Raw genomic sequence first — 18,434 nt, forward strand, 5'->3', positions numbered from 1 at the left:
TAATTTGACAATTTTTACCCTGGCCAGATGGAGTATGGAAAGCACTTTTTATTGAATAGAAAGATGCAAGCTTTTACGGCGTGGAAAATCTGCGTTTTGGCCTGGGAGGATACAGACCCAGAAGCGAAGACAATAACCGTTTCGCGAAACCTGACGCCGCAGGGTCTGTTCACCCCGCCGAAAACGGAAGCGGGCAACAGGGCAATAAGCATGATCGATGCAGCTGCAAAGATTCTCCGCAATCAGCGTGAGCTGACCAGAATGTATCCTCAGACACCCTTCACTTTTCATACAAGGGAGTATGGTGAGCGGATCGAGGACCAGAAAACATTCGTCTTCAACGCCAGCCTGGATTCAGTAAACGGAAGGTCAGGCGCTTACTATTCAGCAGAATCGCTAGGTCAGACAGGGAACAGTGCATTAAGGCGTGCAGGCCTTCGTCACCGAAAAGCATATCAGTCGAGGCATACGTTCGCATGCCAGGCGTTGTCGGCAGGCGTATACCCGAACGACGTTGCCGCGCAAAGGGGTCATTCAGATGCGCAGATGGTGTATCAGGTATACGGATCCTGGATGAAGGAAAATGATGAAGCACAAAGGAGCCTGCTCAACGAGAAACTGAACGAGTTTGTGCCATCCCTGCCCTGCACCAAGATCCCCTCCAGCCAGCCCCCCCGTAGCCTGCTCAGGTCGGCGCGGTATGCCTCTGCCCCGTCACCGGGGCTTTTTTATGTAATTTTTCTTAATTTATTGCGAATTTATGTATGCTCGCTTAACATCTCGGCATATCAGATTGCATAAAAGCGTCAAGTTATATGCATAAAATATTTTTCCTGAGGACATCTCATTGAATGACGTAAAAAAGCTGGATGCGCTAACTTCACTGCGCTTCTTTGCTGCCGCTATGATAGTGATTGGACACTCCCATCCTCTCTTCGGATCGCTGGGTATCGCTACTCACTACTCCCTGTCTCAGGGTGTATCCTTTTTCTTTACTCTCAGCGGATTTATCCTCGCATATAACTACAAATCACTGCCTGACTTTCAGTCTGCGAAGCGCTTCCTCGTAAATAGATTTGCACGAATCTGGCCCTTGCATTTTGTGACCATGCTAATATGGATAGCGCTAATCACTCCTTCAATGACCCATGAATTTGCAAATACAAATGATGGAATTCACAAGCTAATTTTAAACTTATTTTTGATTCAGTCATGGTCATTTACAGCACCAAACGTTTTATCTTTTAACGGTGTTGCGTGGAGTATATCTACCGAGGCATTTTTCTACGTTACGCTATGTTTCATTTTGATGAACAAAAAAGTGAACATGCCGTTCGCAATCATTATTTTTTCCTTTGTTGCTTATTCATTCATTTTTATATCTACCAAGGCTGGAATTTCGAATGACGATGGCGGGCCAGGTATCACTATGTTCGGCGCGTTATATGCAAACCCTCTAGTTAGGATTATTGAATTTCTTTTCGGCGTTCTTTGCTTTAGCATTTACCAGTCGTTAAGCAAAAGGCTGGACCAGATTCCTTCAATCATCTGGTTCGCTATAGAAATCCTGATGTTCGCGTTAATCATCAGATTACTTCAGGAAGTTGCTGCCCCAACCAAAATCTATAATAGCTGGGGTCCGGGTGCCGCCTACTACGTTTATAAAGAAGGTATCTGGCTTTTTTGGGGCGCTCTTATCATCATTTTCTCTAAAAGCACTGGCCTAATCTCTAAGCTGCTTTCCTTCAGGCCTATTGTGTTTCTTGGAGAAGCAAGCTTTGCCCTATACCTGTGTCACGCAATCATTATTAATATGGCGTACAAGTATCCGAATTTTTTTAAATCATTCGGAGCGTTTGACGCCCTGGCATTTTGGGCAATCTGTATTGCGTCAGCTTCTGCATTGCATATTTTTGTTGAGAACCCCTGCCGAAAACTAATTGTTGGCAAATTCGGACGTAAATCAAAACCAGTCGAAGTGGCGGGAGGGCGAGTTTAATATGTTTCTTATAAAGTGTCTCGTAAGGCTGGCCGCTGCAATAAGCCTTGTTTATATGATAGGGATGTTTGCGCGTGATGATGTTAAGCAGGGCATGCTCATAACAGAGATAGCGATGATTGCAATCTGGGTAAGCTCAGAAATAAGCTGGAAAAAGAAAGGAAAATGAAAAAGGCCGCGAAAGCGGCCTTTTTACTTTATGGCGTTCTGTAATATCCGCTCACCCTCATAACTACTGGTGCAACAAGGTTAGCCAGTGATCTGGAGTTGTCGAAATTTAGCATTCTGACATTGTTACTATCAGTCTGAATTAAGCCAAGAAGCATTTTACCAGCACCAACATTGTCACCGCTACTTTCTGTTCTGCCGATGATGTTAGCTATTGCTCCAGGTTTTGCAGGATAAGGTATTGTGAATATTGGGTTTCCCGCATTATTAACAGTCGTAATACGGATTGTAGCTTCGAAGAATATCGTATCTCCCTTTTTATTGAAAGTTGCTGTCACACTACCTGTAGGCGTCCCATCCTGACCAGAAAGAACTGGGTTCCAGATTTGAACAATTTCAGGCTTATTGTCATATATATCAACGTTGTAACATGTTGATGCATCATAGGCTGCCGGAATGTTGGTGCCGATATTTTTCGCACCAGCAATGACAAGCTTGCTGTTACCCGTCTTACCTATATACATGGATCGGTTAAGGCTGTTGTCCAGTGGCGCTCCATTAAATACCGGATTTATCACGTGGACATTACCAATCGTGGCGTTAGGATACAGATGGACGCCATCACTGGTGATGTTTCTGAACGTCGCAGACTTAATCATCAAATCAGTGAATGTTGCCGCACCCGCCACGCTTGTATCAAGACACATAACCCCATATTTATCGGAGTTATAAAAATAATCCGAATCCATTTCTAGGTTATACACATTGGCAATCTGCACACAGTTTGCAGGTACGATAAGAGATGGCGTGGCAGGTGCGCCGCTTATCAGACAGCGCCTCTCCTGGGTGGCCCACTCCAACTGCGAACAATGGCGCGGGCGCCGGAACGAGCGGCAGGCAGGGAGGAATGAACCTTCAGTCAGAGGCTCAACTGACAGGATGGCCAACGCCGCAGGTTTCGATGATAACCAATTGCACCAACGTTCAGATGAGCGGAGACGGGCGACAAACACCCAACAAGATAGGATGGGCTGCGTCGTTAGCGGGCTGGCCAACTCCTATGGCGGGGACTCCGGCACAAAACGGCAACAGCGCATCAGGGAATACGGACAGCAGCAGGAAAACAACAGCTCTATGTGGCGCTCAAATTCAGGGATCGGGAATCGACGTGAAAAAACCGATGCCGGAACCTCAGCTTCTAACGGCTTCTGGCGAGATGCTGACTGGCTCTTCTGCAGGGATGGAAAGTGGCGGCCAGTTGAACCCGGCACATTCCCGCTGGTTAATGGCGCTGCCCAAAGAGTGGGACGACTGCGCGCCTACGGGAACACTATCAACACGGAAGTCGCTAAAGGCTTCATAGAGGCATATATGGAGATAGATGATGCGTAACTATCCGATGCCGGTTGTGCCGGCAGAGTTGAGAGAGCCGCGGATCCGCTTCCTGTCCGACCGGGAAGCACGCATTGAATTTTCGCTGGAGATGTACTCGCAACTGCATGACCTGGGTGAAGCTATCGCGCTGGCAGCACTCACATAGGAAGCGGAGGCACCATGCTTATCGGCTTCGTCATCGTAATTGTCTCTGCCCTTCCCGCTCCGGTGTCGGAGCGTATCTACCCAACCATTGAAGCCTGCGAGCAGGTAAAGGCCCGGCTGCATGAGCGCCGGCCCTTGGTGCAATTAGAGTGCGCCGAGGTGCGACGGTAGCTGACTTATTCTTTATTGCGCTTATTTCTTTTTTCAGAATCAAACTGCTCTTTTTTTATTCCAACTTCTCGGCCCCAGATGTAACCAACAAACAAAGCAGCAACCACCATGAACTGTAAGAAGTGATACTCCCAGGTAGATATTCCAATCATAGAATTAGCCTGTAATAGATGATATTTTCAGCAGCACAATATCTAATGATATTATCTAAAGGCATTTTTAATGCCACACAATCTCGCAGCACGCAGTAAAGAAGAGCGCGATAAGGTCAACGTCGATCTGGCCGCATCAGGCGCCGCCTACAAAGAGCGCATGAACATGCCGGTTATCGCTATGGAAGTGGAATTGCAGCAGCCGGAAGAGATGCGGGAATATTTCCGCGAACGGTTGCAGCACTACAGGAACGCCTCGCTGCAGTTCCCGCGCGGCACTGACCCGGTTTATCAGAAAGAGGATAAGGTTTGAGTTGGCATCACGAAGATTATATAGACCTTATCTCAGCAGCAGGAACTTTTGGTGCCGCTGTAATAGCAATGATTTCAGCAATTCAAAGTCATAAAAGCGCGAAAGAATCAAGGCTGCTACAGAAGGACTTAATGGCTCGACAGGAAGAATTGCATAATTTCGAGAGAGAGAAGCATCTTTACGAATTGCTGCAGGCCGATGCGGAAAGAGCTAACGATAATGCGAGGCAAGGATATCCTTCTGAACTTAGTTTTTCTAAAGCATCGAATGTAGCTCATTCTCTGGCTTCTGCCAGAAGCAGAATCTTAGAGGTATCGGCCGATGATAAAAAGCTCACTTCAAAATACATAAGGTACTTCCGCGATCAGCTTACAGAGGAAGTTAATGCCTATATGTCTGACATGGTGCCGGCTTCAATAGACCCGGAAGAGCCAACCATGGAGCAAATAGAGGTAAGTTCATTATGGACGGCAAGTAGAAGATTTTTTGAGTTTAGATATTGTGATGATGAAGACCTTAGTGACGAAGAAGATTAACAGAAACCTGCTCCGGCAGGTTTTTTTACGCCCAAAGGAAACCAAAATGCATATTGAAATCGGTGACAAATACACAATCGAAGGCGGCGCGAACGACTTCATTCTGTACGTGAAAAACGTCGTTAAGCATGGCAAAACAGCCGGGCAGGAAACGCAGCAGCGACTCGGATACTACTCGAAATTAGAGCACCTCATCCGCGCACTGATTAACCACGAAATCCGCACCGGCGAAGCCAAGACCCTGCAGGAAATGCAGGAACAGATTAGTTACATATCTATCTGGTGTGAGAAGGCATTCACGGAGGTGGCAGCATGAACTTTCCAGACCCAGCAGATGAAGCCGCAGAACGCGAGCAGCAGTTGATTGAGATTGTCCTGGCTAACCGGCCCAAGCCCACGATGACCTACACCGGCCTTTGCCATAACGGCGATTGCGGAGAGAAGACCACGAAGGGTTTCTTCTGCTGCAGCGAGTGCCGGGAAGACTATGAGCGCATTGAGCGAGCTAAGCAGCAACGCAAGGTGGCATGACAGCAGTTGCAGAGAACGTGCTAAGGGCCGTAGCGCGTAAGTGCAGGAGCGAAATCATCAGCGCCATAGAAGGCAGGCCCAAGAAAGAGCACGACCGCATCATTACCACCCTTCTCGACAAACACGCAAAATCAATCACCGCCCTGCCGCCTATACGTTTCCAGCAAAGCGCTGGCTTAGCTATTACGTGCGGCAGGTGGATAAGGAGATAAGACAGTGAAAACTGCCTACATAACCAAGTACGCCCTTACCTTCGGAATTTATAGCACCAAGGGCGAAGTAAGTGGCGACATGTTTATTCAGAAAGCCCGAGAGAATGGAAGGCTTGGCCAGTATTTTCATGGCTATGAGTGGCACCTGAGCAAAGAAGAAGCCCTTGCGCATGCAGAGGAGATGAGGATTCGGAAGCTGACATCTCTGGATAAGCAGGCAAAGAAAATTTCTCAACTCAAGTTCGATATCAAGTAACCCCCACCCACCCTATTCACTATCGCGCTCTAACAGGTCAGATCAAATCAGCCTGTTTTTTGGTGATTTCCACACCTATGCGATTGATAAATATAGTTAATCAAGGGTGATCAAAGTGAACATATGCAAGAACGCTTACGACCACCCAACTGTATGTTTTAAAAAGATAATTACCAAAACCTTCCATTTTTACGATCGCGCTCTGCGTGAGGAGTTGGTATGCCTGAAGTTAGCATATTGGATATGTGCTGTGGCTCGCGCATGTTCTGGATGGATAAGCAGGATGACCGCGCGGTGTTTACTGACCGACGCGCTGAGCAGCATGTTTTATGTGACGGACGCACACTGCAGATTAGCCCGGATATCATCGCTGATTTTCGCGCGCTACCGTTCTCTGACAATACCTTCGCTCAGGTCGTGTTTGACCCGCCTCATCTGCAGCACGCAGGTGAAAACAGCTGGATGCGTAAAAAGTACGGCGCTCTGGATAAAACAACGTGGCCAGACGATATACGTGCCGGATTTGCGGAAGCATTCAGGGTATTGCGGCCACACGGCACGCTGATATTTAAATGGAACGAGACGCAGATTCCTGTCAGCAAAGTGATCGCACTTACCGACCAGAAGCCAACCATATGGCAGCGTACTGGCAAAGGCGACAAGACGCACTGGGTTCTCTTTCTGAAGCCTGCAACATGAACGCCATCCACGACATATCCCCGGCGAGTTCCTCATATGGCTCGCCTTTTTAATTTGCATCGTGCTGGCTCTGTGCTGGCCGTATAAGGAGTAGGTATGGAAAACGTTGTGCAGTTGATGCCGAGCAAATGGGTATCTGAAGCTGTGCTGATGACCATCACTGGCATGAAGAAAAATACCATCAAAACGGCTCGTGAAGTGTCATGGATGGAGGGACGTGAATATAAGCACGTCTCCCCCGATGGTGCGCCGCGGGATAACAGCATGTGCTTTTATGACTGGAAGGCGATCGAGAAGTGGATTGATAACCAGCCGGCAGCGATTCCGCGACGTAAATCTGCTTAAATGCAGATCCCTTTCAACAGGAGACAGGAAAATGTCTGGATATCCAACAGGCGTGGCCCCCAACAAAAACCATCTTCGGATCTGGTTCATGTATGAGGGGCAAAGACGGTGGGAGGCGCTCGGTGTACCCGACACGCCGAAGAACAGGAAGATGGCCGGCGAGCTGCGCAGCAACATCGTGTACCGCATAAAGACAGGGACATTTGATTACCGAAGCCAGTTTCCCGACTCGCCGCTGTTTAAGAACGAGATAGAGTCTTCGAAACCAGTAGCAATAAGGGATGTGGCGGATTTATGGCTAAAACTGAAAAAACCAGACTGGGCGAACAGCTCGTATGTGACGACCGAGCGTCGGGTGAGGGTCACACTGGACAACATCGGGAACAGCCGGGACATCAGGTCAATAATGCAGAAGGATCTGCTTAAACTGCGTATCGAACTACTGAACGGAAGTTATTTTACCGGCAGGAAGATGAATATAGAGAAGAAAGGCAGGACGGCGGCCACGGTCAATTCCAGCATGTCCGATCTGAAAGCCATCTTCGCCTTTGCTCACGGCAACGGATATATAGAGGCAAACCCGATGACTGGAATCAAACCTCTTAAAAAGTCCAACAAGCGGCCGGACCCAATCACGCGCGAAGAGTTTCCACGCCTCATAGCGGGGTGCTCTACCCGGCAGAACGCCAACATGTGGTCGCTGGCGATCCTGACAGGAATGCGCCACGGGGAAATCTGCGCGCTTGCCTGGGAGGATATAGACCTCGAAGCGAAGACTATAACCGTGTCACGAAACCTGACGCCGCAGGGTCTGTTCACACCGCCGAAGACGGAAGCGGGCAACAGAGTCATATGCATGATCGATGCCGCAGTAGAAGTTCTCCGCAACCAGCGCGAGCTGACAAGAATGTATCCTCAGACACCGTTCGCCTTTCATACCAGGGAGTATGGTGAGCGGCTCGAGGACCAGAAAACATTCGTGTTCAACGCCAGTCTTGATTCAGTAAACGGCAGGTCAGGCGCTTACTATTCAACAGAGTCGCTAGGCCAGATATGGAACGGTGCATTAAGGCGTGCAGGCCTTCGTCACCGAAAAGCATATCAGTCCAGGCACACGTTCGCATGCTGGGCGTTATCGGCAGGCGCCAACCCGAACTATGTCGCCGCGCAAATGGGTCACTCCGATGCGCAGATGGTCTATCGGGTTTATGGTGCCTGGATGTCAGAGAACAACACGGACCAGCTATCACTCATCAACACGAAAATGAGCGATATTGTGCTACATACGTGCTTCGCTAAAGTGGCAGTATAGTTATTTCTAGTATTATCAGCAAGTTACCCGCTTAAACCTGCATATTCATAATATCTGTATACGCCGATACCAGCTTGTTCCGCACCTGAATTCCCATCTGCATCGAGACAGAAGACTTCTGCATATCCACCATCACATCGTTCAGCGCGATGCCTGGCTTGCCCATTTCAAAATCCTGCGCCTGGGCGCGCGCGGTGTTCTGCGTGTCGCTGATTTTATCCAGCGCGGCTTTCATGGTGGCGGCGAAATCAACCGGCTGGGTTGTTTCACTGCTTCTGTTGCTGGCCTGCAGTGACGTCAGCTGGAGCTGCTGTAAAACACCATCAATTGCCTGAATGGACATGCTGTTACCTCATCGGGAGTCATAGAACAGATTTCAACGCCCAAAAAGTTAACACGTTGTCAATGAGACAAAGGCGCTAAATAACTGCAAAAAACCCGGCTTTTTCGCCCATCGAATTTTTCGTTTAAGAAAATAATGCCATGCATTGAAGTGGAGTTTCTTTTTTTACGCAGTGTCAGGGAGTCTGTTTTGTCACAACAACCCACCCGGTCAATTATGTCAGGCAGGAATCGGTCATGAATGCGAGTGCAGCCGCCACACAGGATCCAGCAAAAAAAGGCTTCAGTGACCTTATCGCTCGCCTGCGCGCCAATCCGCGTGTTCCCCTTATCGTTGCCGCCGCCGCCGCTATCGCCATCGTGATGGCGCTGGTGCTCTGGGCGAAAACGCCGGATTACAGCGTGTTGTATAACAATCTCTCTGATGAAGATGGCGGCGCGATTGTTACCCAGCTCACCCAGATGAATGTTCCCTATCGGTTTGCCGATAACGGCGGTGCGCTGATGGTGCCGGCGGAAAAAGTACATGAACTGCGTCTGCGTCTGGCACAGCAAGGGCTGCCTAAAGGCGGCTCGGTGGGTTTTGAACTGCTGGATAAAGAGAAATTCGGCATCAGCCAGTTCAGCGAGCAGGTGAACTACCAGCGTGCGCTGGAAGGTGAACTGGCGCGCACCATTGAAACACTGGGCCCGGTAAAAACCGCGCGCGTGCATCTGGCGATGCCTAAGCCGACGCTGTTCGTGCGCGAGCAGAAATCGCCTTCTGCTTCAGTCACCCTGAATTTGCAGCCTGGCCGCGCCCTGGATGAAGGGCAAATCCAGGCCATCGTCCATATGGTCTCCAGCAGCGTGGCAGGTTTGCCCGCGGGCAACGTCACCGTGGTGGATCAGAGCGGTCGCCTGCTGACGCGTTCCGACAGCGAAGGCCGCGATCTCAACGATGCGCAGCTGAAGTACACTGCGGAAGTGGAAGCGCGCTACCAGCAGCGTATTGAAGCAATCCTGAACCCGATTCTGGGCCAGGGCAACGTGCATGCGCAGGTCACCGCTCAGATCAACTTCGACAAAAGCGAACAGACCGACGAGAAGTATCAGCCCAACGGCAATCCGAACAACTCAGCGGTGCGCTCGCGCCAGACCAGCACCAGCGATCAGACCGGCAGCCCTTATCCCGGCGGCGTGCCGGGTGCTCTCTCTAACCAGCCCGCGCCTGCTAACACCGCCCCGATTAATGCACCCAATGGTCAAAACGGTCAGAACGCGCAAAACGGCCAGCAGAATGGTGCTAACAACGGCAGCACCACCAGCACGGCGAACAGCAGCGTACCGACTAACTCGCGTCGCGACGATACGGTGAACTACGAACTGGACCGCACTATTCGCCATACCAAAGTGAACGTGGGCGACGTGCAGCGCCTCTCTGTTGCCGTGGTCGTCAACTACCGCAGCGACGACAAAGGCAAGGCCATCGCGCTGAATGAACAGCAACTGAAACAGGTTGAAGATCTGACGCGTGAAGCGATGGGCTACTCACAGCCGCGCGGCGACAGCGTCAACGTGGTTAACTCCGAGTTCACCGTCAGTGACTCAGGCAACGGCGACCTGCCCTTCTGGCAGCAGCAGTCGTTCTTCGATCAGATGATGAATATCGGCAAATGGCTGCTGATCGCCCTGGTTGCCTTCATCCTCTACCGCAAAATGGTGCGTCCGCAGCTGATGCGTAAACGCGAAGCGGAAAAAGCAGCGCTGGCTGCTGCCGAACAGCGTGCCGCCGCCGAGCAAGAGGAAGTGGCCTACAGCGTTCAGCTCAGCAAAGATGAACAGGATGCCGAACGTAAGTCTACCAACCGCATGAGCGCCGAGGTGATGAGCCAGCGCATCCGCGATATGTCCGAGAACGATCCGCGCGTCGTCGCGCTGGTTATCCGCGAATGGATGAGTAAAGAACTATGAGCCTGACCGGAACTGAAAAAAGCGCCATTCTGATGATGACCATCGGCGAAGAACGCGCCGCCGAGGTGTTCAAACACCTCAACCAGCGTGAAGTGCAGCACCTGAGCGCCGCGATGGCAAACATGCGCCAGGTGTCGCACAAGCAGCTCACCGAAATCCTGCGTGAGTTTGAGACCGACGCTGAGCAGTTCGCGGCGCTCAGCCTTAACTCCAATGAGTACCTGCGTTCCGTGCTGACGAAAGCGCTGGGCGAAGAGCGCGCGGCCAGTCTGCTGGAAGACATCCTCGAATCCCGCGAGACCACCAGCGGGATGGAAACGCTCAACTTTATGGAGCCGCAGGCGGCCGCCGATCTTATCCGCGACGAACATCCGCAGATCATTGCCACTATTCTGGTGCACCTCAAGCGTAGTCAGGCGGCCGATATTCTGGCGCTGTTTGACGAGCGCCTCCGTCACGATGTGATGCTGCGTATCGCCACCTTCGGCGGCGTGCAGCCTGCGGCGCTGGCGGAGCTGACCGAAGTGCTCAACGGGCTGCTTGATGGCACCAACCTCAAGCGTGCGAAGATGGGCGGCGTGAGAACCGCAGCCGAGATTATCAACCTGATGAAAACGCAGCAGGAAGAGGCGGTTATCGAAGCGGTACGCGACTTTGATGGTGAGCTGGCACAGAAAATTATCGATGAGATGTTCCTGTTCGAGAACCTGGTGGAAGTGGACGACCGCAGCATCCAGCGTCTGTTGCAGGAAGTGGAGTCCGAGCAGCTGCTGGTGGCGCTGAAAGGTGCCGAGCAGCCGCTGCGCGAGAAGTTCCTCAAAAATATGTCGGCGCGCGCCGCCGATATCCTGCGCGACGACCTTGCCAACCGTGGCCCGGTGCGTATGTCGGCAGTGGAAAACGAACAGAAAGCGATCCTGCTTATCGTCCGTCGACTGGCGGAGTCGGGCGAGATGGTGATTGGCGGCGGCGAGGAAACCTATGTCTGATGCTTTTTCCGCCCGTCCGTGGCAGCTGTGGCAGCCTGAAGATTTAGGTCGCAGCGACGAGCCGGAACCGACACTGACGGCCGAGCCAGAGCCCGCGCTGTTTGAATCAGACGTGGACGAGCAGCAGCTGCAGTTTGAGCGCATGCAGCAGCAGGCGCGCAAAGAGTCGCAGGCTCAGGGCTATAACGAAGGCCATCAGCAGGGGGTCGCGGAGGGCCAGAAAGCGGGCTATGACGCGGGCTACCAGCAGGGGATGGCCGATGCCCAGCAGCAGCAGGCACCGCTACAGGCACGCATGCAGCAGCTGGTCACCGAGTTCCAGCATTCGCTGGAAGCGCTCGACAGCGTGATTGCCGCGCGCCTGATGCAGCTGGCGCTGGAAGCGGCGCGCCAGGTTGTCGGTCAGGCCACCACGGTAGATGGCAGTGCGCTGCTGCGTCAAATTCAGCAGCTGTTGCAGCAGGAGCCGATGTTCAGCGGCAAGCCACAGCTGCGCGTCCATCCTGACGATCTGCAACGCATTGAGCAGACGCTGGGTCCAACGCTCGATCTGCACGGCTGGCGTTTACTGGCTGACAGTACTCTGCATCCTGGCGGTTGCAAACTCAGCGCTGAAGATGGCGATCTTGATGCCAGCGTGGCGACGCGCTGGCAGGAACTGTGCCGCCTTGCTGCACCAGGAGAGTTTTAATGACCTCCAGACTCTCCCGCTGGCTGGGCGCGCTTGACGCCTTTGAAACCCGCATCGCCCAGGTGCAGCCGGTGCGACGCTACGGCCGTCTGACGCGTGCCACGGGCCTGGTGCTGGAAGCAACCGGATTGCAGTTGCCGCTTGGCGCGACCTGCGTGATTGAGCGCAACGACGGAAAAAACCTGACCGAAGTCGAAAGCGAAGTGGTCGGCTTTAACGGCCAGAAACTCTTTCTGATGCCGCTGGAAGAGATCGACAACATTTTGCCAGGCGCACGCGTCTATGCGCGCGACAGTGGCCACAGCGGTAAACAGTTGCTGCTCGGCCCTGAACTGCTTGGCCGCGTACTCGACGGCAGCGGTAAACCGCTCGACGGTCTGCCCTCGCCCGACACCGGCTACCGTGCGCCGCTGATTACGCCCCCGTTTAACCCGCTACAGCGTACGCCCATCACGGACGTGCTGGATACCGGCGTGCGTGCCATTAACGCCCTGCTCACCGTTGGCCGCGGCCAGCGTATGGGCCTGTTCGCCGGTTCCGGCGTGGGCAAGAGCGTGCTGCTCGGCATGATGGCGCGCTACACCCAGGCCGATGTAATTGTGGTCGGGCTGATCGGTGAGCGTGGCCGCGAAGTAAAAGACTTTATCGAAAATATTCTTGGTGCCGAAGGCCGCGCACGATCGGTGGTGATTGCTGCGCCTGCTGACGTCTCGCCGCTGCTGCGTATGCAGGGCGCGGCCTACGCCACGCGCATCGCCGAAGATTTCCGCGATCGTGGTCAGCATGTGCTGCTGATCATGGATTCCCTGACGCGCTACGCCATGGCACAGCGTGAGATTGCACTGGCTATCGGCGAGCCGCCCGCCACCAAGGGTTATCCCCCCTCGGTGTTTGCCAAACTGCCGGCGCTGGTTGAACGCGCTGGTAATGGCACGCACGGCGGCGGCTCTGTTACTGCTTTTTATACCGTTCTGACAGAGGGCGACGATCAGCAGGATCCCATTGCCGACTCGGCGCGCGCCATCCTGGACGGCCATATCGTGCTGTCGCGCCGTCTGGCTGAAGCGGGCCACTATCCGGCAATCGATATTGAGGCCTCCATCAGTCGCGCCATGACCGCACTCATTGATGATGAACACTACGCGCGGGTGCGCCAGTTTAAACAGCTGCTCTCCAGCTACCAGCGCAACCGCGATCTGGTCAGCGTGGGCGCCTACGCCGCGGGCAGCGATCCGATGCTGGATAAGGCAATCCGTCTCTATCCGCAGATGGAAGCCTTTTTGCATCAGGGCATTTTTGAACGTAGCCACTACGACGACGCCTGCCTGCACCTGCACGCACTGTTCGGCTAGCGGCGGAGGAGTCAGCGATGAAAAGCGCCAGTGCCATCGACACGCTGCGCGATTTAGCGGAGCAGGATCTGGAAAAGGCGGTGATTCACCTCGGCGATATGCGCCGCGGCGTGAGTCAGGCCAGCGAGCAGCTCACCATGCTGCTTGACTATCAGGACGAGTACCGTAACAAGCTCAATAACGACATGTCCGGCGGCATTGCTACCACGCGCTGGACCAACTATCACCAGTTTATTCAGACGCTGGAAAAAGCGATTGAGCAGCACCGCGCCCAGCTCAATCAGTGGAACCAGCGGCTTGAGCAGGCGCTGGCGAACTGGCGTGACAAACAGCAGCGTCTCAACGCCTACCAGACGCTGATCAGCCGCGCGGCAGACAGCGCATTACATATGGAAAACCGTCTCGATCAGAAACGGATGGATGAATACGCCCAACGGGCCGCATTGAGGAAAGGCGAATGATTACGCTGCCACATGTTGTCACCCGCGCCAGCGCGCAAGGTGATCCAGTCAGTTCAGATTCTGCTGACATTCTGCACAGCGTTAAATCGCTGCCGCACGATTTTTTGACCGAACTGGGCAACCAGCTGCTGACGCTGGCGAAACAGCAGGGAACCCGTATCCAGCCCGCTGAAAGTGCAGAAGAAAGTCCCGGTGAGGCGGCCCCTGCAGGCCCGCTTAACGCGCTGCTGGCCGCTTTTGAAAAAGCTGCCCCCCTGGATGGGTGCCTGACGCCGGAAAATATTAAAGCCGCCACCAAATCAGCCGATGATAAAGAAAAAGAGCGCGTGGCAACCGTCAACAGCAGCGACGCACAAACCCTACAGGCCCTGTTTGCCATGCTGCCGGTGACGCCAGCGGCGCAAAACAGCGTGACAGCACCGGCCAGCCCGGCGACAGCCAGCGGGGAAGCGCGTCGCAGCATGCTGACCACACTAAGCCAGGCGATGAGCAGTTCGCTGACGTATGGCGCGCCACAACAGGCGGAGAGTCCGCTCCAGGGTGACGCAACAAAAGCCGCTGCTGCGCTGCTGACCGCCATGCCGGGCGCTGCAGCAGGCAACACCGGCAGCGCACCGCTGACGCTGGACAGCCATTTCCAGCAGGTAGTCAGCAGTTTCAGCAAACCGGATGAGAAAACCGCATCCCTGACGCAGGCTGACAGCACCACGCTAACCAGTGCGCCGCTCAGCAGCAGCACGGCCCCGCTGATGATGCAGACCGCATCGGCCACCACCAGCACGCCGTCAACGCCGATGCTGAACGCCCAGCTGGGCAGCGATGAGTGGCAGCAGGCGCTAAGCCAGCAGATTGTGATGTTCAGCCGCAACGGCCAGCAAAACGCTGAACTGCGGCTGCATCCGGAAGATCTGGGCGCTATCCAGATAAGCCTGAAGCTGGATAACGACCAGGCGCAGATCAGTATGGCCTCCAGCCACAGCCACGTCAGGGCCGCGCTGGAAGCCGCCCTTCCCCAGCTGCGCACCGCGCTGGCGGAAAGCGGCATCAACCTGGGTCAGAGTCAGGTAAGCAGTGACAGCTTCGCGCAGAGCCAGGGCTTCCCGCAGCAGCAACAGCAGGAGGCACGCCGCGACGGACAGCACGGCACCTTCTCTCTCCTCCAGGATGACGATAGCGAAATCACGCCGATCGCCGTTCCTGCCGCCCTACAGGCGCGCATCCTCGGCACCGGCACTGTCGATACCTTTGCCTGACAGCGACAAACGTTGAAGGTAAGCGTAAAACCCGCGTCTTTTCTTCCCATTGTTTGACTTAAGACGCGGGATAATCTGTCCAGCAAACCGAGAGGTTTGCCCAACATTCACAGGAAGTTACTGCAAAAATGTCTGATAACGCGAAAGCAAAAGGCCGCAAACGTTCACTCTTAATTCCGGTGTTACTGATCGTAACGCTGGCCGCTTGTAGCGTGGCAGGCTATGCAGTCTGGCGAATGATGAATAAACACGAGAGCGATAAACCGGAAGCGGCAAAAGTCGAACCGCCGCCCGCGCCCGTCTTCTTCGCGCTTGATACCTTTACGGTCAACCTGGTCAATCCCGACAACGATCCTGACCGCGTGCTGTACGTCGGCTTTACCCTGCGTCTGCCGGATGAGGATACCCGTCGTCGGTTAAATGATTATCTGCCGGAAGTGCGTAGCCGTTTACTGCTGCTGCTCTCACGTCAGAGCGCCGCCGCGCTGGCGACGGAACCGGGTAAGCAGGCGCTGATTGAACAGATTAAGCAGGTGCTGTCACCGCCGCTGGTGAAAGGACAGCCTGCACAGGTGGTAACCGATGTGCTGTTTACTGCCTTCATTTTGAGGTAAATCAATGGGCGATAGCATTCTCTCCCAGGCTGAGATTGACGCGCTGCTCAACGGCGACAGTGACAGCGCGGTAGATGAAAAGAGTCAAAGCGGGCCGGAAGGCAATATTCGCCCCTATGACCCTAACACCCAGCGTCGCGTGGTGCGCGAGCGCCTGCAGGCGCTGGAGATTATTAACGAGCGTTTCGCCCGTCATTTTCGTATGGCGCTGTTTAACCTGCTGCGCCGCAGCCCGGATATCAGCGTCGGTGCGATTAAGATTCAGCCGTATCATGAGTTCGCCCGCAACCTGCCGGTGCCAACCAACCTGAACCTGATCCACCTGAAACCGCTGCGCGGCACGGCACTGGTGGTGTTTTCGCCCAGCCTGGTGTTTATCGCCGTGGATAACCTGTTTGGGGGCGATGGCCGCTTTCCGACAAAGGTGGAAGGCCGTGAGTTTACCCATACCGAACAGCGCGTCATCCGCCGCATGTTAAAGCTGGCGCTGGAAGGCTACAGCGACGCGTGGAAGGCGATTTATCCGCTGGAAGTAGAGTATGTGCGCTCAGAGATGCAGGTGAAGTTTACCAATATCACCACCTCTCCGAACGACATCGTGGTTAACACGCCGTTTCAGGTAGAGATTGGTAACCTGGTCGGCGAGTTCAATATCTGTATTCCTTTTTCGATGATTGAACCGCTGCGCGAACTGCTGGTTAACCCGCCGCTGGAAAACTCCCGCACGGAAGATAACCACTGGCGCGAAAACCTGGTGAAGCAGGTACAGCATTCGGAACTGGAACTGATTGCCCACTTCGCCGAGACCTCGCTGCGTCTGTCACGCATTTTGCAGCTCAAGCCCGGTGACGTGCTGCCCATTGAGAAGCCGGAACGCATTATCGCGCACGTCGATGGCGTGCCGGTGTTGACCAGCCAGTACGGCACCATGCACGGCCAGTATGCCCTGCGTGTTGAGCATTTGATTAACCCGATTTTGAATTCGCTGAATGAGGAACAGCCCAATGAGTGACAGCAATAAACCGTCCGACGACATCTCCGCGGACGATCTGTGGGCTGAGGCGATGAATGAGCAGGCCGTGTCCAGCGCGCCGCAGGCTGACGACGTGTTTAAAACGTTCGAAACCAGCGCCGCTGCCGGTTCGCTGCAGGACATCGATCTGATTATGGATATTCCGGTCAAGCTCACGGTTGAACTGGGCCGCACCAAGATGACCATTAAAGAGCTGCTGCGCCTGACGCAGGGATCGGTGGTCTCACTGGATGGCCTGGCGGGTGAGCCGCTGGATATTCTGATCAACGGCTACCTGATTGCCCAGGGCGAAGTGGTCGTGGTTAACGATAAGTATGGCGTGCGTATCACTGACATTATCACGCCCTCTGAACGCATGCGTCGCCTGAGCCGTTGAGCATGATGAATAGCCAGTCCCACACGCTGCAATCCGCCGCGCCGGCGGCACCGGTCATCTCTACCGGTTCCGCATTGACCCAGGTCAGCAGCGTGCTGGCCGCGATCGTCCTGCTGATCTTCGTCTGTGCCTGGCTGGCGCGCCGTCTTGGCTTTGCGCCGAAAACGGTGAGCAATCAGGCGCTGAAGGTCAGCGCCAGCGTTCAGGTTGGCCAGCGCGAGCGCGTGGTGATTGTCGATACCGCCGAGGCACGCCTGGTGCTGGGCGTGACGGCAGCGCAGATTACCCATCTGCACACGCTACCGCTGCCGCCCGACGCGCCCGCGCCAGCGTCCGCAGCACCGCAAGATTTTCGTCAGCTGTTACAGAACCTGGTCAAACGTCCCGGAAAACCTCAATGATGCGTCGACTGCTTTCTTTTCTGCTGCTGGTGCTGGCACCCGCCGCACACGCCCAGCTTCCGGGTCTGGTCAGCCACGCCATGGCTGACGGCGGACAGAGCTGGTCGCTGCCGGTACAGACGCTGGTTTTCATTACTTCACTGACCTTTATTCCGGCCGTGCTGCTAATGATGACCAGCTTTACCCGCATCATTATCGTCTTTGGTCTGCTGCGCAATGCGCTGGGCACCCCCTCAGCCCCGCCGAATCAGGTGATGCTCGGCCTGGCGCTGTTTTTAACCTTCTTTATTATGGCGCCCACCTTCGACAAGATTTACGACGAAGCCTATTTGCCGTTTAGTCAGGACAAGATCAGCATGGATGTCGCGCTGGAGAAAGGTGCGCAACCGCTGCGTGACTTTATGCTGCGCCAGACGCGTGAAGCTGATCTGGCCCTGTTTGCCCGACTGGCTAACAGCCCGGCGATCGAGGGGCCAGAAGCCGTGCCGATGCGCATTCTGCTTCCGGCTTACGTTACCAGCGAGCTGAAAACCGCCTTTCAGATTGGCTTTACCGTTTTTATTCCGTTTTTGATTATCGATCTGGTGGTGGCGAGCGTGTTGATGGCGCTGGGGATGATGATGGTGCCTCCGGCCACTATCTCGCTGCCTTTCAAACTGATGCTGTTTGTTCTGGTGGATGGCTGGCAGCTGCTGGTCGGATCACTCGCACAAAGCTTCTATTCCTGATTATTCCG

Annotated in this window: 26 protein-coding genes; 23 read left to right on the plus strand and 3 right to left on the minus strand. The window is 54.2% G+C overall.

What is annotated here, in order from left to right:
• Window positions 1-63 precede the first annotated feature (63 nt).
• Together HP564_RS05460 and HP564_RS05465 are read left to right on the plus strand one after the other, a co-directional pair.
• Window positions 64-801, plus strand: coding sequence for a hypothetical protein (locus HP564_RS05460; protein WP_371240985.1), 738 nt, complete (start codon window positions 64-66; stop codon window positions 799-801).
• A 46-nt stretch (window positions 802-847) separates the two neighbouring features.
• Window positions 848-1,999 carry an acyltransferase family protein gene (locus tag HP564_RS05465; RefSeq protein ID WP_371240987.1) on the plus strand — a complete coding sequence of 384 codons (1,152 nt, stop codon included), beginning with the start codon at window positions 848-850 and terminating at the stop codon, window positions 1,997-1,999.
• A 197-nt stretch (window positions 2,000-2,196) separates the two neighbouring features.
• Here HP564_RS05465 and HP564_RS05470 read toward each other — a convergent pair whose 3' ends face one another.
• Window positions 2,197-2,946, minus strand: coding sequence for a hypothetical protein (locus HP564_RS05470; protein ID WP_371240989.1), 750 nt, complete (start codon window positions 2,944-2,946; stop codon window positions 2,197-2,199).
• Window positions 2,947-3,106: 160 nt separating this feature from the next.
• Between HP564_RS05470 and HP564_RS05475 the strand changes: the two genes are divergently transcribed.
• Together HP564_RS05475 and HP564_RS05480 are read left to right on the plus strand one after the other, a co-directional pair.
• A complete protein-coding gene (locus tag HP564_RS05475; protein ID WP_371240990.1) occupies window positions 3,107-3,559 on the plus strand; it encodes a hypothetical protein in 453 nt (150 codons plus the stop codon).
• Entirely contained in the window at window positions 3,549-3,707 is a 159-nt protein-coding gene (locus HP564_RS05480) for a hypothetical protein (RefSeq protein WP_371240992.1), read from the plus strand. The genes HP564_RS05475 and HP564_RS05480 overlap by 11 nt, the downstream gene beginning before the upstream one ends.
• A 175-nt stretch (window positions 3,708-3,882) precedes the next feature.
• Here HP564_RS05480 and HP564_RS05485 read toward each other — a convergent pair whose 3' ends face one another.
• Window positions 3,883-4,029, minus strand: coding sequence for a hypothetical protein (locus HP564_RS05485; RefSeq protein WP_371240994.1), 147 nt, complete (start codon window positions 4,027-4,029; stop codon window positions 3,883-3,885).
• A 70-nt stretch (window positions 4,030-4,099) separates the two neighbouring features.
• On the opposite strand from HP564_RS05485, the gene HP564_RS05490 reads away from it, so the two are divergent.
• The 8 genes from HP564_RS05490 to HP564_RS05525 all read left to right on the plus strand — a co-directional run bounded on the left by HP564_RS05490 (window position 4,100) and on the right by HP564_RS05525 (window position 8,233).
• The gene (locus tag HP564_RS05490) at window positions 4,100-4,342 is read left to right on the plus strand and encodes a DNA polymerase III subunit theta (RefSeq protein WP_371240995.1); all 243 of its coding nucleotides are present in this window, start codon (window positions 4,100-4,102) and stop codon (window positions 4,340-4,342) included.
• A complete protein-coding gene (locus HP564_RS05495) occupies window positions 4,339-4,878 on the plus strand; it encodes a hypothetical protein (RefSeq protein ID WP_371240997.1) in 540 nt (179 codons plus the stop codon). Before HP564_RS05490 ends, HP564_RS05495 begins: the two co-directional genes overlap by 4 nt.
• Before the next feature lie 46 nt (window positions 4,879-4,924).
• Complete coding sequence (locus HP564_RS05500; RefSeq protein WP_371240999.1) at window positions 4,925-5,194, plus strand: DUF5405 family protein; 270 nt, start codon at window positions 4,925-4,927, stop codon at window positions 5,192-5,194.
• Complete coding sequence (locus HP564_RS05505) at window positions 5,191-5,409, plus strand: hypothetical protein (protein ID WP_371241001.1); 219 nt, start codon at window positions 5,191-5,193, stop codon at window positions 5,407-5,409. The genes HP564_RS05500 and HP564_RS05505 overlap by 4 nt, the downstream gene beginning before the upstream one ends.
• A gap of 216 nt (window positions 5,410-5,625) precedes the next feature.
• Window positions 5,626-5,877: a hypothetical protein gene (locus HP564_RS05510; RefSeq protein WP_371241003.1), complete on the plus strand. Its 252-nt coding sequence runs from the start codon at window positions 5,626-5,628 to the stop codon at window positions 5,875-5,877.
• Between the two features lie 219 nt (window positions 5,878-6,096).
• Window positions 6,097-6,576, plus strand: coding sequence for a class I SAM-dependent methyltransferase (locus tag HP564_RS05515; protein WP_371241005.1), 480 nt, complete (start codon window positions 6,097-6,099; stop codon window positions 6,574-6,576).
• Window positions 6,577-6,672: 96 nt separating this feature from the next.
• Complete coding sequence (gene xisR / locus HP564_RS05520; protein WP_371241007.1) at window positions 6,673-6,921, plus strand: excisionase family protein; 249 nt, start codon at window positions 6,673-6,675, stop codon at window positions 6,919-6,921.
• A 31-nt stretch (window positions 6,922-6,952) separates the two neighbouring features.
• Window positions 6,953-8,233 carry an Arm DNA-binding domain-containing protein gene (locus HP564_RS05525; protein ID WP_371241009.1) on the plus strand — a complete coding sequence of 427 codons (1,281 nt, stop codon included), beginning with the start codon at window positions 6,953-6,955 and terminating at the stop codon, window positions 8,231-8,233.
• Between the two features lie 31 nt (window positions 8,234-8,264).
• Here HP564_RS05525 and fliE read toward each other — a convergent pair whose 3' ends face one another.
• The gene (fliE, locus tag HP564_RS05530) at window positions 8,265-8,576 is read right to left on the minus strand and encodes a flagellar hook-basal body complex protein FliE (RefSeq protein ID WP_371241011.1); all 312 of its coding nucleotides are present in this window, start codon (window positions 8,574-8,576) and stop codon (window positions 8,265-8,267) included.
• A 236-nt stretch (window positions 8,577-8,812) separates the two neighbouring features.
• On the opposite strand from fliE, the gene fliF reads away from it, so the two are divergent.
• The 11 genes from fliF to fliP all read left to right on the plus strand — a co-directional run bounded on the left by fliF (window position 8,813) and on the right by fliP (window position 18,426).
• On the plus strand, window positions 8,813-10,528 hold the full coding sequence (fliF, locus tag HP564_RS05535; RefSeq protein WP_371241013.1) for a flagellar basal-body MS-ring/collar protein FliF: 1,716 nt from the start codon (window positions 8,813-8,815) through the stop codon (window positions 10,526-10,528).
• Window positions 10,525-11,517 carry a flagellar motor switch protein FliG gene (gene fliG, locus HP564_RS05540; protein ID WP_371241015.1) on the plus strand — a complete coding sequence of 331 codons (993 nt, stop codon included), beginning with the start codon at window positions 10,525-10,527 and terminating at the stop codon, window positions 11,515-11,517. The genes fliF and fliG overlap by 4 nt, the downstream gene beginning before the upstream one ends.
• Window positions 11,510-12,208, plus strand: a complete 699-nt coding sequence (gene fliH, locus HP564_RS05545; RefSeq protein ID WP_371241018.1) for a flagellar assembly protein FliH — start codon at window positions 11,510-11,512, stop codon at window positions 12,206-12,208. The genes fliG and fliH overlap by 8 nt, the downstream gene beginning before the upstream one ends.
• A complete protein-coding gene (gene fliI, locus HP564_RS05550) occupies window positions 12,208-13,560 on the plus strand; it encodes a flagellar protein export ATPase FliI (RefSeq protein ID WP_371241020.1) in 1,353 nt (450 codons plus the stop codon). The genes fliH and fliI overlap by 1 nt, the downstream gene beginning before the upstream one ends.
• A gap of 17 nt (window positions 13,561-13,577) precedes the next feature.
• Window positions 13,578-14,021, plus strand: coding sequence for a flagellar export protein FliJ (fliJ, locus tag HP564_RS05555; RefSeq protein WP_371241022.1), 444 nt, complete (start codon window positions 13,578-13,580; stop codon window positions 14,019-14,021).
• The gene (locus tag HP564_RS05560) at window positions 14,018-15,274 is read left to right on the plus strand and encodes a flagellar hook-length control protein FliK (protein ID WP_371241024.1); all 1,257 of its coding nucleotides are present in this window, start codon (window positions 14,018-14,020) and stop codon (window positions 15,272-15,274) included. Before fliJ ends, HP564_RS05560 begins: the two co-directional genes overlap by 4 nt.
• Window positions 15,275-15,402: 128 nt before the next feature.
• Window positions 15,403-15,888: a flagellar basal body-associated protein FliL gene (gene fliL / locus HP564_RS05565; protein ID WP_371241026.1), complete on the plus strand. Its 486-nt coding sequence runs from the start codon at window positions 15,403-15,405 to the stop codon at window positions 15,886-15,888.
• Between the two features lie 4 nt (window positions 15,889-15,892).
• The gene (gene fliM / locus HP564_RS05570) at window positions 15,893-16,900 is read left to right on the plus strand and encodes a flagellar motor switch protein FliM (RefSeq protein ID WP_371241028.1); all 1,008 of its coding nucleotides are present in this window, start codon (window positions 15,893-15,895) and stop codon (window positions 16,898-16,900) included.
• Entirely contained in the window at window positions 16,893-17,297 is a 405-nt protein-coding gene (fliN, locus tag HP564_RS05575) for a flagellar motor switch protein FliN (RefSeq protein WP_371241030.1), read from the plus strand. Before fliM ends, fliN begins: the two co-directional genes overlap by 8 nt.
• Before the next feature lie 5 nt (window positions 17,298-17,302).
• Window positions 17,303-17,698, plus strand: a complete 396-nt coding sequence (fliO, locus tag HP564_RS05580; protein WP_371241984.1) for a flagellar biosynthetic protein FliO — start codon at window positions 17,303-17,305, stop codon at window positions 17,696-17,698.
• Entirely contained in the window at window positions 17,698-18,426 is a 729-nt protein-coding gene (fliP, locus tag HP564_RS05585) for a flagellar type III secretion system pore protein FliP (protein ID WP_371241986.1), read from the plus strand. The genes fliO and fliP overlap by 1 nt, the downstream gene beginning before the upstream one ends.
• Window positions 18,427-18,434: the final 8 nt, after the last annotated feature.

The sequence above is a fragment of the Pantoea sp. KPR_PJ genome (assembly GCF_041386365.1).
GTDB lineage: Bacteria > Pseudomonadota > Gammaproteobacteria > Enterobacterales > Enterobacteriaceae > Pantoea.

What these genes read in the sequence shown, in the direction of transcription:
- HP564_RS05515 (WP_371241005.1), top strand. Translation starts at nt 6,097, where the DNA reads ATGCCTGAAGTTAGCATATTGGATATGTGCTGTGGCTCGCGCATGTTC.
- fliM (WP_371241028.1), top strand. Translation starts at nt 15,893, where the DNA reads ATGGGCGATAGCATTCTCTCCCAGGCTGAGATTGACGCGCTGCTCAAC.
- fliF (WP_371241013.1), top strand. Translation starts at nt 8,813, where the DNA reads ATGAATGCGAGTGCAGCCGCCACACAGGATCCAGCAAAAAAAGGCTTC.
- fliJ (WP_371241022.1), top strand. Translation starts at nt 13,578, where the DNA reads ATGAAAAGCGCCAGTGCCATCGACACGCTGCGCGATTTAGCGGAGCAG.
- fliN (WP_371241030.1), top strand. Translation starts at nt 16,893, where the DNA reads ATGAGTGACAGCAATAAACCGTCCGACGACATCTCCGCGGACGATCTG.
- HP564_RS05485 (WP_371240994.1), bottom strand. Translation starts at nt 4,029, where the DNA reads ATGATTGGAATATCTACCTGGGAGTATCACTTCTTACAGTTCATGGTG.
- HP564_RS05480 (WP_371240992.1), top strand. Translation starts at nt 3,549, where the DNA reads ATGATGCGTAACTATCCGATGCCGGTTGTGCCGGCAGAGTTGAGAGAG.
- HP564_RS05490 (WP_371240995.1), top strand. Translation starts at nt 4,100, where the DNA reads ATGCCACACAATCTCGCAGCACGCAGTAAAGAAGAGCGCGATAAGGTC.
- fliL (WP_371241026.1), top strand. Translation starts at nt 15,403, where the DNA reads ATGTCTGATAACGCGAAAGCAAAAGGCCGCAAACGTTCACTCTTAATT.
- HP564_RS05560 (WP_371241024.1), top strand. Translation starts at nt 14,018, where the DNA reads ATGATTACGCTGCCACATGTTGTCACCCGCGCCAGCGCGCAAGGTGAT.
- fliH (WP_371241018.1), top strand. Translation starts at nt 11,510, where the DNA reads ATGTCTGATGCTTTTTCCGCCCGTCCGTGGCAGCTGTGGCAGCCTGAA.
- HP564_RS05505 (WP_371241001.1), top strand. Translation starts at nt 5,191, where the DNA reads ATGAACTTTCCAGACCCAGCAGATGAAGCCGCAGAACGCGAGCAGCAG.
- fliO (WP_371241984.1), top strand. Translation starts at nt 17,303, where the DNA reads ATGAATAGCCAGTCCCACACGCTGCAATCCGCCGCGCCGGCGGCACCG.
- fliE (WP_371241011.1), bottom strand. Translation starts at nt 8,576, where the DNA reads ATGTCCATTCAGGCAATTGATGGTGTTTTACAGCAGCTCCAGCTGACG.
- fliP (WP_371241986.1), top strand. Translation starts at nt 17,698, where the DNA reads ATGCGTCGACTGCTTTCTTTTCTGCTGCTGGTGCTGGCACCCGCCGCA.
- HP564_RS05475 (WP_371240990.1), top strand. Translation starts at nt 3,107, where the DNA reads ATGGCCAACGCCGCAGGTTTCGATGATAACCAATTGCACCAACGTTCA.
- fliI (WP_371241020.1), top strand. Translation starts at nt 12,208, where the DNA reads ATGACCTCCAGACTCTCCCGCTGGCTGGGCGCGCTTGACGCCTTTGAA.
- HP564_RS05500 (WP_371240999.1), top strand. Translation starts at nt 4,925, where the DNA reads ATGCATATTGAAATCGGTGACAAATACACAATCGAAGGCGGCGCGAAC.
- xisR (WP_371241007.1), top strand. Translation starts at nt 6,673, where the DNA reads ATGGAAAACGTTGTGCAGTTGATGCCGAGCAAATGGGTATCTGAAGCT.
- HP564_RS05525 (WP_371241009.1), top strand. Translation starts at nt 6,953, where the DNA reads ATGTCTGGATATCCAACAGGCGTGGCCCCCAACAAAAACCATCTTCGG.
- HP564_RS05460 (WP_371240985.1), top strand. Translation starts at nt 64, where the DNA reads ATGCAAGCTTTTACGGCGTGGAAAATCTGCGTTTTGGCCTGGGAGGAT.
- fliG (WP_371241015.1), top strand. Translation starts at nt 10,525, where the DNA reads ATGAGCCTGACCGGAACTGAAAAAAGCGCCATTCTGATGATGACCATC.